This is a genomic window from Micromonospora sp. CPCC 206060, assembly GCF_036906895.1.
Lineage (GTDB): Bacteria > Actinomycetota > Actinomycetes > Mycobacteriales > Micromonosporaceae > Micromonospora.
The window spans coordinates 1-13,498 of sequence record NZ_JBAKHU010000107.1 but is presented as its reverse complement, the minus strand read 5'-3'; the positions used below and the strand labels follow the sequence as shown (position 1 = coordinate 13,498).

16 protein-coding genes and 1 pseudogene are annotated in these 13,498 nt (G+C 73.1%); 7 read left to right on the top strand and 10 right to left on the bottom strand.

What is annotated here, in order from left to right; all coding sequences use genetic code 11:
- Positions 1-38: 38 nt before the first annotated feature.
- Positions 39-281: a hypothetical protein gene (locus tag V6U90_RS30830; RefSeq protein WP_334444245.1), complete on the bottom strand. Its 243-nt coding sequence runs from the start codon at positions 279-281 to the stop codon at positions 39-41.
- A 128-nt stretch (positions 282-409) separates the two neighbouring features.
- On the opposite strand from V6U90_RS30830, the gene V6U90_RS30825 reads away from it, so the two are divergent.
- Positions 410-967, top strand: coding sequence for a GNAT family N-acetyltransferase (locus tag V6U90_RS30825; RefSeq protein ID WP_334444243.1), 558 nt, complete (start codon positions 410-412; stop codon positions 965-967).
- 34 nt (positions 968-1,001) lie between these two features.
- On the opposite strand, the gene V6U90_RS30820 is transcribed toward V6U90_RS30825, so the two are convergent.
- From V6U90_RS30820 to V6U90_RS30800, 5 genes are all read right to left on the bottom strand, one after another.
- On the bottom strand, positions 1,002-1,259 hold the full coding sequence (locus V6U90_RS30820; RefSeq protein ID WP_334444240.1) for a UBP-type zinc finger domain-containing protein: 258 nt from the start codon (positions 1,257-1,259) through the stop codon (positions 1,002-1,004).
- Positions 1,256-2,830, bottom strand: a complete 1,575-nt coding sequence (locus V6U90_RS30815; protein ID WP_334444238.1) for a Na+/H+ antiporter — start codon at positions 2,828-2,830, stop codon at positions 1,256-1,258. The genes V6U90_RS30820 and V6U90_RS30815 overlap by 4 nt, the downstream gene beginning before the upstream one ends.
- Positions 2,831-2,865: 35 nt before the next feature.
- Positions 2,866-3,831 carry a TIGR03885 family FMN-dependent LLM class oxidoreductase gene (locus V6U90_RS30810; protein ID WP_334444236.1) on the bottom strand — a complete coding sequence of 322 codons (966 nt, stop codon included), beginning with the start codon at positions 3,829-3,831 and terminating at the stop codon, positions 2,866-2,868.
- Positions 3,832-3,975: 144 nt separating this feature from the next.
- The gene (locus V6U90_RS30805) at positions 3,976-5,394 is read right to left on the bottom strand and encodes an NADP-dependent succinic semialdehyde dehydrogenase (protein ID WP_334444234.1); all 1,419 of its coding nucleotides are present in this window, start codon (positions 5,392-5,394) and stop codon (positions 3,976-3,978) included.
- A gap of 12 nt (positions 5,395-5,406) precedes the next feature.
- Positions 5,407-5,673, bottom strand: a complete 267-nt coding sequence (locus tag V6U90_RS30800; RefSeq protein WP_334444232.1) for a DUF6343 family protein — start codon at positions 5,671-5,673, stop codon at positions 5,407-5,409.
- Positions 5,674-6,028: 355 nt separating this feature from the next.
- On the opposite strand from V6U90_RS30800, the gene V6U90_RS30795 reads away from it, so the two are divergent.
- Complete coding sequence (locus V6U90_RS30795; RefSeq protein WP_334444229.1) at positions 6,029-6,628, top strand: antibiotic biosynthesis monooxygenase; 600 nt, start codon at positions 6,029-6,031, stop codon at positions 6,626-6,628.
- A 133-nt stretch (positions 6,629-6,761) separates the two neighbouring features.
- Positions 6,762-7,655 carry a GDSL-type esterase/lipase family protein gene (locus tag V6U90_RS30790; RefSeq protein WP_334444227.1) on the top strand — a complete coding sequence of 298 codons (894 nt, stop codon included), beginning with the start codon at positions 6,762-6,764 and terminating at the stop codon, positions 7,653-7,655.
- A 185-nt stretch (positions 7,656-7,840) separates the two neighbouring features.
- Here the strand turns inward: V6U90_RS30790 and V6U90_RS30785 are convergent, their stop codons facing one another.
- Both V6U90_RS30785 and V6U90_RS30780 read right to left on the bottom strand, forming a co-directional pair.
- The gene (locus V6U90_RS30785; RefSeq protein ID WP_442933706.1) at positions 7,841-8,596 is read right to left on the bottom strand and encodes an EcsC family protein; all 756 of its coding nucleotides are present in this window, start codon (positions 8,594-8,596) and stop codon (positions 7,841-7,843) included.
- Between the two features lie 42 nt (positions 8,597-8,638).
- Positions 8,639-8,785: a hypothetical protein gene (locus V6U90_RS30780; protein ID WP_208815929.1), complete on the bottom strand. Its 147-nt coding sequence runs from the start codon at positions 8,783-8,785 to the stop codon at positions 8,639-8,641.
- Positions 8,786-9,124: 339 nt separating this feature from the next.
- Here V6U90_RS30780 and V6U90_RS30775 point away from each other — a divergent pair, with 339 nt between their 5' ends.
- From V6U90_RS30775 to V6U90_RS30765, 3 genes are all read left to right on the top strand, one after another.
- Entirely contained in the window at positions 9,125-10,048 is a 924-nt protein-coding gene (locus tag V6U90_RS30775) for a proteasome assembly chaperone family protein (protein ID WP_334444221.1), read from the top strand.
- Between the two features lie 97 nt (positions 10,049-10,145).
- Complete coding sequence (locus tag V6U90_RS30770) at positions 10,146-10,943, top strand: exodeoxyribonuclease III (protein ID WP_334444218.1); 798 nt, start codon at positions 10,146-10,148, stop codon at positions 10,941-10,943.
- A 16-nt stretch (positions 10,944-10,959) separates the two neighbouring features.
- Positions 10,960-11,280, top strand: a complete 321-nt coding sequence (locus V6U90_RS30765) for an antibiotic biosynthesis monooxygenase family protein (protein WP_334444215.1) — start codon at positions 10,960-10,962, stop codon at positions 11,278-11,280.
- A gap of 91 nt (positions 11,281-11,371) precedes the next feature.
- Here the strand turns inward: V6U90_RS30765 and V6U90_RS30760 are convergent, their stop codons facing one another.
- Both V6U90_RS30760 and V6U90_RS30755 read right to left on the bottom strand, forming a co-directional pair.
- Positions 11,372-12,031: a class F sortase gene (locus tag V6U90_RS30760; RefSeq protein WP_334444213.1), complete on the bottom strand. Its 660-nt coding sequence runs from the start codon at positions 12,029-12,031 to the stop codon at positions 11,372-11,374.
- A 10-nt stretch (positions 12,032-12,041) separates the two neighbouring features.
- Positions 12,042-12,551, bottom strand: a complete 510-nt coding sequence (locus V6U90_RS30755; protein ID WP_334444211.1) for a hypothetical protein — start codon at positions 12,549-12,551, stop codon at positions 12,042-12,044.
- A 132-nt stretch (positions 12,552-12,683) separates the two neighbouring features.
- Between V6U90_RS30755 and trmB the strand changes: the two are divergent.
- Positions 12,684-13,391 (top strand): annotated as a pseudogene (trmB, locus tag V6U90_RS30750) (tRNA (guanosine(46)-N7)-methyltransferase TrmB); the annotation flags it as partial.
- Positions 13,392-13,498 lie beyond the last annotated feature (107 nt).

Below are 13,498 nucleotides of genomic sequence, written 5' to 3'. Positions count from 1 at the left end.
CGCCCATGATCCCTCATCCCGGACAGCGCTCCTGGTAGTCAGAGGCTTACCCGGAATGGCTCACTGGGTGCCGATGCCGACCGCCGCCGCCCCAGGAAGACCAGCCCCACCTGGGAGGCGATGTAGGGGTAGAGAACGAACTCGCCGGAGGCCAGGCCGACACCGGCCGCGATCACCCCCGGCCCGATGATCCGCCACGCGGAACGTGGCGGCGGCGGCATCTCCCGTACGGTGACCGGGGGCAGGTGCCGGGCGGGGAACCGGTCGGCGGTGGACGTCATCGCAACCTCCAGGGGGCTGCTCCCTCTGCCGTACCCGACATCGACCGGCACCGAAACCTCCGGAACCGGGCATCGGCCCTTCACCCCGGACCGGCCCTGGCCCGGGGCCGGTCTGCCACCATGTCCCGGTGACCGACGACGAACACGTGACCGGGGCCGGCCCCGACGAGCCGACCGTACGGGCGGGTGGCCCGGACGACGCGGACCACATCCTGCGGCTGCTCGACGACGCCACCGCCTGGCTGGTCGCCCGGGGTCGGACCGGTCAGTGGGGTACCGAACCGGCCTCCGCCGACCCACGCCGCATCGCCCAGGCCCAGGAGTGGGCGGGCAGCGGCGGGCTGTACCTGGCCGTGCTCGCCGACCGGCCGGTCGGCGCCCTGGTCGTCGGCGCGGCCCCGGAGGAGGTGCCGCCGGCCAACGAGCCGGAACGGTACGTCAGACTGCTGGTCACCGACCGGGCGTACGCCGGCCGGGACATCGGCGGCCGGCTGCTGGCGTACGCGGCCGGACTGACCCGGGCGGCCGGGGTCGGGCTGCTCCGGGTGGACTGCTACGCGGGCGACGACGGGGCACTGGTCCGCTGGTACGAGCGGTGCGGCTTCACCGCCACCGAGCGGTTCACCGTCGCCCGGCCCGGCCGGCCACCGTGGCCGGGTCAGGTGCTGGCCCGCCGGCTGCCCTGACCGACGCCAGGCAGCCGATCCGCCCGCCGAGCGGTCAGCCGATCTCCTCGTCGAGGTAGCACCAGCGCCAGGACTCGCCGGGCTGCACCGAGCGGATCACCGGATGACCGGTCTGCGCGAAGTGGGCGGAGGCGTGCTGGTGCGGCGACGAGTCGCAGCAGCCGACCTGCCCGCAGGTGAGACAGGACCGCAGGTGCACCCAGTCTTCGGAGCCCATCGCCCGGCATTGCGGGCAGTACCCGGTGACCTCCGGCGGCGCCGTACCCGCCCCGGTCAGATGCTCGCAGCTCACGTCTCGTCCTCCCGTCGCAGCAGGGACTCCTCCAGGTCCAGGTCCCGGTAGGCCCGTACCAGTGTCTCCTCCGGGATCCGGCCGGCGTCCCGGGCCGCCCGGAACACCTCCCGCTCCGCGTCGATCATCTCCTGCCGCAGCCGGGCGTACGCCTGGGAGGGGGTTTCCCGCTCCTCGCCGCCCAACCGTTCCCACGCCGTGTTGGTCCGGTACTCGCCCAACCGGCGCAGCCGCTCGACCACGGCCGCCGGGGCGCCTGCGGCGATCTCGTCGAGCCGGTCCCGGGCGGCCCGGCTGGCCTGCTGCTGCACCGCCGCCGCGGAGAGCGCGTCCTGCACCGCGTCGTCCGGGGGCAGTTTCAACCGCCGGGCCACCACCGGCAGGGTGGCGCCCTGGCCGACCAGGGTCGCCACGATCACCGCGAACGCGAGCCAGATGAACAGCTCCCTCGGGTACGGCTCGCCGCCGGCCAGGGTGAGCGGCAGGGCGAGCGCACCGGCCAGGGTGACCACCCCGCGCATCCCGGCCCAGCCGATGACCAGCGGGAAGCGCGGGGACGGCGCGGGATCGCGACGGCGTACCCGGGGCACCAGGCGGGCCAGGTAGGTGGCGGGGAAGAGCCAGACGAACCGGGTCAGGAGGACGGTCACCAGCACGGCGGCGGTCACTGCGGCCAGCGTGCCGGCCGGGGTGTCCAGGTTGACCAGCACGTCCCGGAGCTGGAGCCCGACCAGCAGGAAGACCAGCCCTTCCAGCAGGAACCGGACCAGCCGCCAGAACGCGCCGATCTGCAACCGGGAGGCGGCCGACATCAGCTTCGGCAACCGGTGTCCGAGCGCCAGGCCGGTGACCACCACGGCGACCACCCCGGAGGCGTGGATCTCCTCGGCGACGAACACCACCGCGAACGGGATGATCAGCGACAGGGCGTTGTCCAGCAGCGGATCGCTGACCCGCTGGTGCAGGAAGCCGAAGACCAGCGCGCCCAGTGCCCCGATCACGATGCCGCCACCGGTCGCCACGAGCACCTCGCGGGCGACCTCGCCGACCCCGACCGCCGAGCCGATGGTGGCCAGGGTCGCCACCCGCAGCAGTACCAGCGCGGTAGCGTCGTTGACCAGGCTCTCCCCCTCCAGGATGGTCACCACCCGACGGGGCAGTCCGACCCGCCGGGCCACCGCGGTGGCCGCGACCGCGTCCGGTGGGGCGACGACCGCGCCCAGCGCCAGGCAGACCGCGAACGGCACCCCGGGGAGCAACGCGTGCACGACGACACCGACCACGAACGCGGTGAAGAGCACCAGGCCCACGGCGAGCAGCAGGATCGGCCGCAGGTTGTAGCGGAAGGCCGGGACCGAGGTCTCCAGCGCCGCCACGTAGAGCAGCGGCGGCAGGATGCCCACCAGCACCAGTTCCGGATCCAGCCGGAACTGCGGGAAGCCCGGCACGAACGACAGCGCCAAACCCAGCACGACCAGCAGGATCGGGGCGAGTAGACCGAGACGGCGGGCGAGCGCCGCGCCGAGAGTCGCGATGGCGAGGAAGAGAACGACCTCGAACAGTGCCTCCATGCGCCGAGCCTAGGCGCCGCGGCCGTCCGGTCCGATCACCTGGTGGAACGCAGTTTCGGCAGCACCTGCGAGCCGAACGCGTCGATGAAGGCGTGCTGCTCCCGGCCGACGTGGTGCAGGTAGATCTGGTCGAAGCCGAGTTCCAGGTAGTCCTGGAGCCACCCGACGTGCCGGCCCAGGTCGGCGGAGACGTTGACCACCCGGGTGACCTGCTCCATCGGCACCTGCTCGGAGACCGCGTCGAAGTGGTCGGTCATCTCCAGGTCCCAGCAGACCGGCGGCGCGAAGACGTTGCTGCGCCACTGGTCGTACGCGATCCGGGCCGCCTCGGCCTCGTCGGGCGCCCAGCTGACGTGCACCTGGAGGTGCAGCGGCCCCCACCCACCGGCGTCCCGGTACGCGTCGATCATCCGGCGCAGGTGGTCGACCGGCGCGTTCACGGTGATGAGTCCGTCGGCCCACTCGGCGCACCAGCGTGCCGTGGGTACGCTCACCGCCGCGCCGATCAGCGCCGGTGGCTGCTCGGGGCGGGTCCAGAGCCGGGCCCGGTCGACGGTGACCAGCCCGTCGTGGCTGACCTCCGCACCGGTGAGCAGGGCCCGGATCACGTCGACGCACTCCCGCAGCCGGGCGGTGCGGACGTCCTTGCGGGGCCAGCGGTCGCCGGTGATGTGCTCGTTGCTCGCCTCGCCGGTACCGAGGGCCGCCCAGAAGCGGCCGGGATACATCGCGCCGATGGTGCCGATCGCCTGGGCGATGATCGCCGGGTGGTACCGCTGTCCGGGTGCGTTCACCACCCCGAAGGGCAGGGACGTCGCCTGGAGCGCCGCGCCGAGCCAGGACCAGGCGAAGCCGGACTGGCCCTGCCGGGCGCTCCACGGGGAGAAGTGGTCCGAGGACATGGCCGCGTCGAAGCCGGCGGCCTCGGCGTGGATCGTCGCCTCCAGCAGCGCGGAAGGATGGACCTGCTCGTGGGAGTTGTGGAAGCCGAACACCGTCATGGTGTCCCTACCTACCCGGGGCAGCAGTCCGGCACGCCCGGTGTCAGGAGTGTCAGGAGTGTCAGGAGTGTCAGGAGTGTCAGGAGTGTTAAAAAGGGGCCCTTCCTCTACCGAATGCGATAAGCGGGGGCCCTTCCTTACACCTCATTCGGCGTGGGCGCCGGCTCCGGCGCCGGCCGGGGCGCCGCCCTCGCCCACCCAGACCGTCTTGATGTTGCAGAACTCCCGCATGCCGAGGGCGGAGAGTTCCCGGCCGTACCCGGAGTTGCGTACCCCGCCGAACGGCAGTTGCGGGTACGACGTGGTCATGCCGTTGATGAAGACGCTGCCGGCGTCCAGGTCGGTGGCGAAGCGCTCCTGTTCGGCCGGGTCCCGGGTCCAGGCGTTGGCGCCGAGGCCGAAGCTGGTGCCGTTGGCCAACTCGACCGCCTCGTCGTACGACGACACCCGGTAGAGCCCGGCGACCGGGCCGAACACCTCCTCGGACCACATCCGCATCGCCGGGGTCAGGTCGGTGACCACGGTCGGTGGGTACCACCAGCCGGCCCGGTCGGGGCGTGCGCCGCCGACCAGCACCCGGGCGCCCTGGCCGACCGCGTCGCGGACCTGCCCGTCGACGTCGTCGCGGCCCCGCTCGGTGGCGAGCGGACCGACGTCGGTACCGGCGTCCGTCGGGTCCCCGACCTGCAGCGCGGCCATCCGGACGGTGAACGCCTCGGCGAACGCGTCGAAGACATCGGTGTGCACGATGAACCGTTTCGCGGCGATGCAGGACTGGCCGTTGTTCTGGCAGCGGGCGGTGGTGGCGACCTCGGCGGCGGCGGCCACGTCGGCGGAGGGCATCACCACGAACGGGTCACTGCCGCCGAGTTCCAGCACGGTTTTCTTCAGATACCGGCCGGCCGCCGCCGCGATGGACCGGCCGGCGCCCTCGCTGCCGGTCAGGGTGGCGGCGCGGACCCGGGGGTCGGCGAGGATGCGCTCGACGGCGTCCGAGTCGACCAGCAGGGTCTGGAAGGCCCCGGCCGGGAAGCCCGCCCGGTGGAACAGTTCGGCCAGCCACAGCGCGGTCTGCGGCACGTTGGAGGCGTGCTTGAGCAGACCGGTGTTGCCGGCCATCAGCGCCGGGGCGGCGAACCGGACCACCTGCCAGAGCGGAAAGTTCCACGGCATGACCGCGAGTACCGGCCCGATCGGCTGGTAGCGGACGAACGCCTGCCGGGCCCCGACCGCCGCCGCGTCGGCGGGCGTGTCGGCGAGGAAGTCCGCCGCGTTGGCGGCGTAGTACCGGCAGGCGGTGGCGCACTTGGCCGCCTCCGCCTTCGCCGCCGCGAGGGTCTTGCCCATCTCGGTGGTCATCAACCGGCCGATCTGCTCGGTCTCGGCGTCGAGCAGGTCGGCGGCGGCGGTCAGCCACGCCCCGCGCTGCGCCACCGTGGTGTCCCACAGGGCCCGGTACGCCTCGTCGGCCCGGCCGATTGCCGCGTCGACCTCGCCGTCGGGGGTCGGGTCGAAGGTCTTCAGCACCTCACCGGTGGCCGGGTTGACGGTGGCGATCGGCATGTCGTACTCCTGTCACTCGAAGAGCGAGTGCCGGCTGCCCGGCGGTTCCTCGCGGCGCCGGGCCGCCCGTCGACGCTGGATGACCACCAGGTCGACCACGGCGGTCAACGCCACGACGGCGAAGAGCACCGCGAGCCAGACCAGGTCGGCGCGGGCCGCGAGCACCGCCATGATGGTGAAGAAGACCAGCCCGAAGCTTGCCAGCGCCAGGCGCAGGTTGAGCGCGCTGTAGGCGTGCCCCACGGTGCCCCGCCGGCCCGACGGTTGCGATCTCGCCATCTCCGTCAGCTACCCCGACAGCCCCCGCCCTAACGTAAGGAAGGGCCCCCGCTTAACGCATTCGGTAGAGGAAGGGCCCCTTCTTAACACCCGTACCCGGGTGAGCCGCCCGGCCCGTGGGGTATACCCGCCGCATGGGCGACCTGGACTCGCGACGTGGGCGGCCTGGATGAGCGACGTGGGCGGCCTGGATGCGCGGCGTAGGCGGCCTGGATGCGCGGCGTAGGCGGCCTGGATGCGCGGCGTAGGCGGCCTGGACTCGCGGCGTAGGCGGCCTGGATGCGCGGCGTAGGCGGCGTTACACCGGGGTACCGGCCACCCGCCCGGCCGGTGGCGGCAGCGGAGGATGGTGGGCATGACCACGACCGAAGCGGTACCGGTGACGGTCGCGATCACCCGACGTGCCGACCCGTCCCGGTCCCGCGAGATGGTGGCCTGGATGCGGGCGGGTACCGGGCTGGCCGAGGACTTCCCCGGGTTCCTCGGTGCCGGCTGGGTACGCACCGGTCCCGGCTCGCCGGACTGGCACATGCTCTACCGCTTCGCGGACACCGAGACGCTGCGCCGGTGGGAGGAGTCCCCGCAGCGACGCTGGTGGCTGACCTCGGCGCAGGGCATCGTGGAGCACACCCGCACCGAGCGGCGTACCGGCATCGAGGGCTGGTTCGACCCGCCGCTGGAGCAGAGCGTGGAGCACCTGCCCCCGCCGGGGCCGCCACGCTGGAAGCAGGCGGTCACCATCTGGCTCGCGTTCTTCCCGCTGAGCCTGACCGCCACCCTGATCACCGGCCAGTTGATCGCTGATGTACCGGTGGCGGTCCGTACCCTGATCATGACGCTTTGCCTGACCCCGCTGATGACCTACCTGGTACTCCCCCGGATCACCCGGGCGCTCGGCTGGTGGTTGCAGGGCCGGCCCGCCCCGTGGCGGGCGGCCCGCCGCCGCAGGCTTTGACCGGCAGAGCCGCGCCCGGGCTGAGCGGAACGGGCAGGCTGCCGCATACCGGACGGTCACCGGTGTTCCGGTAACCCGTTCGGGCGCGTAGAGTTACGGCGCTGTCGCCGTGCGATGCTGAACGGGGGAGTCGATGCCCCGCCGCTGGACCACCCACCCGGCGTCCCGCCGCTGGACCACCGCGCTGCTCTGCCTCGCCGCCCTGGTGGCCCTGGCCTGCGAGGGCGGCGGCGGTGGCGGTCCGACACCCCAGCCGTCCAGCTCGCCCCGGGCCGGCCTACCGGATTCGATGGCCGCCCTCGGCGACTCGATCACCACCGGCTTCGGTTCCTGTCTGGTGCTCGCCTCGTGCCAGCGCAACTCCTGGTCCACCGGGGACGGGCGCCGGGTGGAGAGCATCTACCGCCGGTTGCTCGCCGAGAATCCCACCATCAAGGGCGAGGCCCGCAACCTGGCCGCGCCGGGGGCCCGCGCGGCGTCACTGCCGGCGCAGGCCACCGAGGCGGTACGCGTCGACGTCGACTACCTGACCGTCCTGATCGGCGCGAACGACGCCTGCCGGGGCGGCATCGACGCGATGACGCCGGTCGACGCGTTCCGCGCCGACCTGGACCGGGCACTGGCGATCGTGAAGGAGAAGCGGCCGAAGGCCCGGATCCTGGTGCTGAGCATCCCGGATCTGCACCGGCTCTGGGAGGTGGGGCACACCGACGAGCGGGCGGTACGCGCCTGGCGGCGGGGCATCTGCCCGGCCCTGCTGGCGAACGCCACCTCGGACGCTCCGGCCGACGTGGCCCGCCGGGCCGCCTTCGCCGAGCGGATCGACGCGTACAACGACCAACTCCGGGCGGCGTGCCGGCGGTACGGCTCCCGGTGCCGGTACGACGGCGGGGCCATCCACCGGGTGCGTTTCTCGCTGGACATGGTCAACTCGCTGGACTACTTCCACCCCGACGTCGACGGGCAGGGCCGGCTCGCCGAGGTGGCCTGGGGAGCCAGCGGCCTCGCCGGCACGGGCCGCCGGTGAGCCCACGGGCCGGCGGGCGATCGGACGCGGGACCCACCCGGTCGGCCGGAATGACCGGGCACCATCGGGTCGGCCGGAATGACCGGGCACCATCGGGTCGGCGCCCACCGGTCGGCCGGGCGGCCGACCGGTAATCCGTCAGGACCGGTCCGCGCGAGAGGTGATCCGTCGGGACCGGTGATCCGTCAGGGCTGACGCTGCGCTGGCGGGCCGCCCAGCGCCCGCTGGCCGTAGAGCGCCTGGCTGCGCCGGGCGAGGTCCTTGGTGGCCGACGAGTTGGCCCAGGTGCCGAGGATGATCGCGGCGCCCGGAACGATCTTGGCGAACACCCGCTTCGCCGCCCGTACCCCGGCCATCTGGGCGAGCTTGATGCTCAGCTTCAGCATCGCCCGGGCGAGCGGGGTGTTGGTGCCCCGGAAGAGGGCACCGGCCCGCTCCCGTCCGGCCGCCACACCGAGGGCCAGCCGCGCGGTCTCGGCGACCTTGTGCACCTTCTGCAGCACCAGCAGGTCGGTGGCCCGGTCCGGGTGCTCCGGGTCGACGCCGTACGCGGCGGCGATGTGCAGCACCATCCGGGCCTGGGTCCAGGCGAGCACCCCGATGTCGAGTACCGCGCCGGGCAGGCCGGCCGCACCGGAGACCGCACCGGACAGGCGGGCCCGGTTGACGAACTTGCGGATGGCGAACTCGGCGAGCCCGTGCGGCGGGAGATGCGGCTGTTCGGCGCGGCTCCGTCGGGCCCACTCGGCCGCTTCGGGTCCCAGCCGCCGGACCGCCTCCAGGGCGAGGTGCTCCGGCGCGTACTGCGGGTCGTCCCGCATCCGGTCCCAGAGTCCGGCCGGGGGTGCGGCCACGGCCTCGTCGGCCGGGTCCGGGGTGGTCGTGGGCTGGCGGGGGGTCGGCACGGTGCTCTCCCCGGGGGCGGTGGCAGGGTCGGTCAAGAGTTCGCTCCCGTGGTCGGGTCTGGTGGGCGGGTGCCGGGGTCAGCGGCGGCGGGACAGGCGGCTGAGCACGCCCCGGAGCTTCTGCTGGGTGGACGGCTTGGCCAGTTCGCGGCGGCCCCGCTCGACCAACTGCCGGCCCTGCGGCGACCGCAGGAAGGTGCTGATCCGCTGCGCCAGTGTCGGCATCGAACTCTCCTCACGTCGGGTATGCCAAGACTTGTACCCGGTCGGGTCAAGCGCCACACCCGTACCCTCCACAGTGGCAGGGCGTTGACCTGGGCCGGACGGGCGAGGCCGGACCATCGGGTAAGCCAATGGTGCCGACCGTCGGGCGGGCCGGCAAACCGGCAACGAACCAATAACCGGGCGAAACAATGATGTAACGCCCGGATCGGCGGCAGGGTTGGGACGGCCCGGGCCGGCCCACCGAAGCCGGCTGGAATGCAGCAGGATGGCGGATGGTTCCCCCTACGGCGGCCCATCACCCGGCCGCCCGTACGCAGACCCCTGAGGAGGTCCGGACCGGTGCTCGATCCACACGGGCTCTACCAGCTCACCGACGACCTGCCCGACCTGGGCCAGCCGGTGCTGATCCAGGCGCTGACCGGCTTCGTCGACGCCGGCAACGCCACCCGTCTCGCCCGGGAGCACCTGCTCACGAACCTCACCGCCCAGCCGGTGGTCACCTTCGACATCGACCAGCTACTCGACTACCGCTCGCGCCGCCCCCCGATGATCTTCGTGGCCGACCACTGGGAGGAGTACGAGCGGCCCGAGCTGCGCATCGACCTGCTGCACGACGACGCCGGCACACCGTTCCTGCTGCTCACCGGCCCCGAGCCGGACCTGCAGTGGGAGCGGTTCGTGTCCGCCGTGTCGGCGCTGACCGAGCGGCTCGGGGTACGGCTGACCGTGGGGCTGAACGCCATCCCGATGGCCGTACCACACACCCGGCCGACCGGGGTGACCGCGCACGCCACCCGAACCGAGCTGATCAGCGGGTACGAGCCGTGGTTGCAGCGGGTCCAGGTCCCCGGCAGCGCCGGTCACCTGCTGGAGTACCGGCTCGGTGAGCAGGGCCGGGACGCGCTCGGTTTCGCGGTGCACGTACCCCACTACGTGGCCCAGACCGAGTACCCGGCCGCCGCCGAGACCCTGCTGGCGTCGGTGTCCCGCAGCACCGGCCTGCTACTGCCCAGCGACGGGCTGCGCGTCGCCGCCGAAGTGGTCCGGGTGGACATCGACCGCCAGGTGGCCCAGACCGACGACGCCTCCGCGCTGGTCCGGGCGCTGGAGGAGCAGTACGACGCGTTCGCCCGGGGCCGGGGCGAACGGAACCTGCTGTCCGACGGGGCCGGCCCGCTGCCGACCGCCGACGAACTCGGTGCGGAGCTGGAACGGTTCCTCGCCGAACAGCAACGACCCGGTGGCGACAACCCCGGCGCCTGACGGTGACGTAGCCGCCCGGGGCGGGAGCCGGTATCCGACCGGCGACACCTCGGGCGGCTGACCGGCGGGCCGGTACGGGATGCGGCAGGCTTGGGGCATGCGTCTGGCGACCTGGAACGTCAACTCGGTGAAGGCCCGGCTCCCCCGTCTGCTGGACTGGCTCGCGACCACGGCACCCGACGTGGTCTGCCTCCAGGAGACGAAATGCCCGGACGGCGCGTTCCCGGCCGACGAGGTCGGCGCGCTGGGCTACACCGTGGCCAGCCACAGCGACGGTCGCTGGAACGGGGTGGCGGTGCTGTCCCGGGTCGGGCTGACCGACGTGGTGGTCGGTTTCCCGGATGAGCCGGGGTTCCCCGAGCCGGAGGCGCGGGCCATCTCGGCGACCTGCGCCGGGCTGCGGGTCTGGTCGGTGTACGTGCCGAACGGTCGGACCCCGGATGATCCGCACTACGCCTACAAGCTGGCCTGGCTCGCCGCGCTGCGCGACGCACTGGCCGGGGAGCTGCGTGCCGGTCTGCCGCTGGTGGTCTGCGGTGACTTCAACGTGGCACCCACCGACGCCGACGTCTGGGATCCGGCGCTCTTCGCGACCTCGACGCACGTCACGCCGGCCGAACGGCGGGCCTTGGCGGAGCTGCGCGACCTCGGCCTGACCGACGTGGTACCCACCCCGATGAAGGGTCCGCACCCGTTCACCTACTGGGACTACCGCGCCGGGATGTTCCACCAGAACAAGGGCATGCGCATCGATCTGGTCTACGCCACCGAGGCGTTCGCCGGCACGGTGCGCTCGGCCTACGTCGACCGGGAGGCCCGCAAGGGCAAGGGACCGTCCGACCACGCGCCGATCGTGGTCGACGCCGAGCCGGTACCGACCGTCGAAGGGCTGTGACGCCTATGGTGGAGCCATGGCAGTCGTGAAGATCAACGCGATCGAGATCCCGCCGGGTGCCGGGGCGGAGCTGGAGCAACGGTTCGCCGCGCGGGCCGAGGCGGTACGCAACTCCCCCGGTTTCCTCGGTTTCGAGCTGCTCCGGCCGGTGGCCGGGGAGAGCCGCTACTTCGTCTACACCCGTTGGGAGAGTGAGGAGGCGTTCCAGGCATGGGCGGCCGGGCCGGCCCGGAGTGCGCACGCCAGCACCGAGGGCGAGGCACCGCGCAAGCCGGTGGCCACCGGCGCCACGCTGCTGGAGTTCGAGGTGGCCCAGGAGGTCACCGCCGACCGGTGACCCCGCCCCGCCGCCCGGAGCGGGGGCCGCTCACCCGCCCGGACCGGGGGCCGTTCACCGGGCTGGGCCGGGCCGCCGGATGACCGACGCGTCACGGGTCCCGGGCCTCGACCAGGGATGCGAAGACGACCACGTTGTCGGCGTACCCGATGCTGCCGCCGACCCACCGGCCACCGCAGGTGATCAGGCGCAGGCCGGGTCGCCGGTAGTCCCCGTAGACCCGGTCGGCCGGGAGTTGCTGCTTGTCGAAGCGTTCCACCGAGTCGACCCGGAAGACCACCACCGACCGGTCCGCCCGGGTCACCTCGATCCGGGCGCCCGGGCGTAGCCGGTTGAGGTCGTAGAAGACCGAGGGACCGTCCCGGGTGTCCGAGTGGCCCACGATGATCGCCGGACCGTCCTGGCCGGGGGTCGGGCCCCGGTCGTACCAGCCGGTCTCCCGGTGCCGTTCCAGGGTCGGTACCGCGATCGAGCCGTCCGGCGCCAGGCCGACCCGGTGCACCGGTGCGGTCACCCCGATCGCGTCGATGTGCAGACTCACCGGTTGGTGCGGTCCGCGCTCCGTGGCCCCACCGGCGTCCCGACCGGCGGCGAGCCAGTCCCACGGCCCGCTGGCCACCCGGCCGAGCCCCGCACCGGTGGCGAAGATCCCGGCCAGGACCAGCAGTACCGCGACCGGTGCCGGCCAGGTACGCTCCCGGCCCCCGGCACGGCGGACGTCCGGCGCGGTCGGCGGCGGACCCGCGACCATCGGCGTGCCCTCAGCGCGCGCCCACGGCGCGACGGTTGCGGAACGCGGATCCGGCCAGTACCGCTCCGGCCACGACAGCGGCGAGCCCGCCGGTGAGCAGCCAGTTGCCGGGTACGGCGCCGCCGGCTCCACCGCCGAAGCCGGTGGCCGGTCCGTGCTTGGGGTGCCCGGGCGACAGAACGTGCAGGCTGGTCGACGCGGTACGACGGTCCGGACAGCTCAACTTGACCCGGTAGTCACCCGGCCGGGTGTGCTTCGGCACCACGACGGAGGCGGTGAGCAGTCCGTCGTGCGGGTCCAGGGTGACCGTGCCGAAGGCGGGCGACTCGACCTTGGCCGGGGACCAGTTGTCCCGGCAGCTCGCCGTGATCTTGATGTTCTCCCCGGCCTGCACGGTGGACGGGGTGACGTGGACGAACACCTCCCCCGCCCAGGCCGGCGCCGCCCCCACCAGCGTGGCCAGGGCGGCGAACACGGTCAACGCCACACCTGCCGTGACCCGGTACCGAATCCACCCCATGGCCCCTCCCGGCACCGTCGGGCAGTACCGGGCAGCGAGCCACCTGGCCTGCCGTACGGGATGGGTGGCGCCCATCCCCCTGACCCACATCACACGTCGTCTCGTCCGGCCGTCGCGTAGGCTCGTCTCCCTGTGACCTCCGACCAGCATGTCGCCACCCGGGCGCCGGCCCGGATCCGCACGTTCCACCCCCGGCGCGGCCGGCTCGGCGAGCGCCACCTGGACGCGCTCGACCGGCTCTGGCCCGCCCTCGGAGTGGTCGTCCCGGAAGCCGCCGGCCCGGACACCCCGCCGCTCGACCTGGCCGCGCTCTTCGGCCGGCGGGCGCCGGTGGTCCTGGAGATCGGTTCCGGGATGGGCGACGCGACCGTGGCGATGGCCGCCGCCGACCCGAACCGAGATTATCTCGCGGTCGAGGTGCACACCCCGGGAATCGCCAACCTGCTGTCCCTGGTGGAGCGGCACGGGCTGGGCAACGTCCGGATCGCCCGGGGCGACGCGCTCGACCTGGTCCGGTACCTGCTGCCGGCCGGGTCGCTGGACCGGGTGCACGTGTTCTTCCCCGACCCGTGGCCCAAGGCGCGCCACCACAAGCGCCGGCTGATCCAGCCCGCGCACGTCGCGCTGCTGCGCTCCCGGCTGGTCCCGGGCGGCATCCTGCACTGCGCGACGGACTGGGCCGAGTACGCCTCGGCGATGCTCGACACGCTGACCACCGACCCGGAACTGGTCAACACCGTCGACGGGTACGCGCCCCGGCCGGCCCACCGCCCGGTGACCAAGTTCGAGCGGCGGGCACTGCTCGCCGGCCGCCCCGTCTTCGACCTGATGTTCGTAAGGAAGGGCCCCCTATTAACGCTTTCGGTAGAGGAAGGGCCCCCGCTTACAGACCTTGAATGGTCAGGTTGTCTCGGGTTCGAGGGTCAGTCCGGTGTGTGCGAGGAAGC

What these genes read in the sequence shown, in the direction of transcription:
- V6U90_RS30830 (WP_334444245.1), bottom strand. Translation starts at nt 281, where the DNA reads ATGACGTCCACCGCCGACCGGTTCCCCGCCCGGCACCTGCCCCCGGTC.
- V6U90_RS30815 (WP_334444238.1), bottom strand. Translation starts at nt 2,830, where the DNA reads ATGGAGGCACTGTTCGAGGTCGTTCTCTTCCTCGCCATCGCGACTCTC.
- V6U90_RS30810 (WP_334444236.1), bottom strand. Translation starts at nt 3,831, where the DNA reads ATGACGGTGTTCGGCTTCCACAACTCCCACGAGCAGGTCCATCCTTCC.
- V6U90_RS30805 (WP_334444234.1), bottom strand. Translation starts at nt 5,394, where the DNA reads ATGCCGATCGCCACCGTCAACCCGGCCACCGGTGAGGTGCTGAAGACC.
- V6U90_RS30800 (WP_334444232.1), bottom strand. Translation starts at nt 5,673, where the DNA reads ATGGCGAGATCGCAACCGTCGGGCCGGCGGGGCACCGTGGGGCACGCC.
- V6U90_RS30795 (WP_334444229.1), top strand. Translation starts at nt 6,029, where the DNA reads ATGACCACGACCGAAGCGGTACCGGTGACGGTCGCGATCACCCGACGT.
- V6U90_RS30790 (WP_334444227.1), top strand. Translation starts at nt 6,762, where the DNA reads ATGCCCCGCCGCTGGACCACCCACCCGGCGTCCCGCCGCTGGACCACC.
- V6U90_RS30780 (WP_208815929.1), bottom strand. Translation starts at nt 8,785, where the DNA reads ATGCCGACACTGGCGCAGCGGATCAGCACCTTCCTGCGGTCGCCGCAG.
- V6U90_RS30770 (WP_334444218.1), top strand. Translation starts at nt 10,146, where the DNA reads ATGCGTCTGGCGACCTGGAACGTCAACTCGGTGAAGGCCCGGCTCCCC.
- V6U90_RS30765 (WP_334444215.1), top strand. Translation starts at nt 10,960, where the DNA reads ATGGCAGTCGTGAAGATCAACGCGATCGAGATCCCGCCGGGTGCCGGG.
- V6U90_RS30760 (WP_334444213.1), bottom strand. Translation starts at nt 12,031, where the DNA reads ATGGTCGCGGGTCCGCCGCCGACCGCGCCGGACGTCCGCCGTGCCGGG.
- V6U90_RS30755 (WP_334444211.1), bottom strand. Translation starts at nt 12,551, where the DNA reads ATGGGGTGGATTCGGTACCGGGTCACGGCAGGTGTGGCGTTGACCGTG.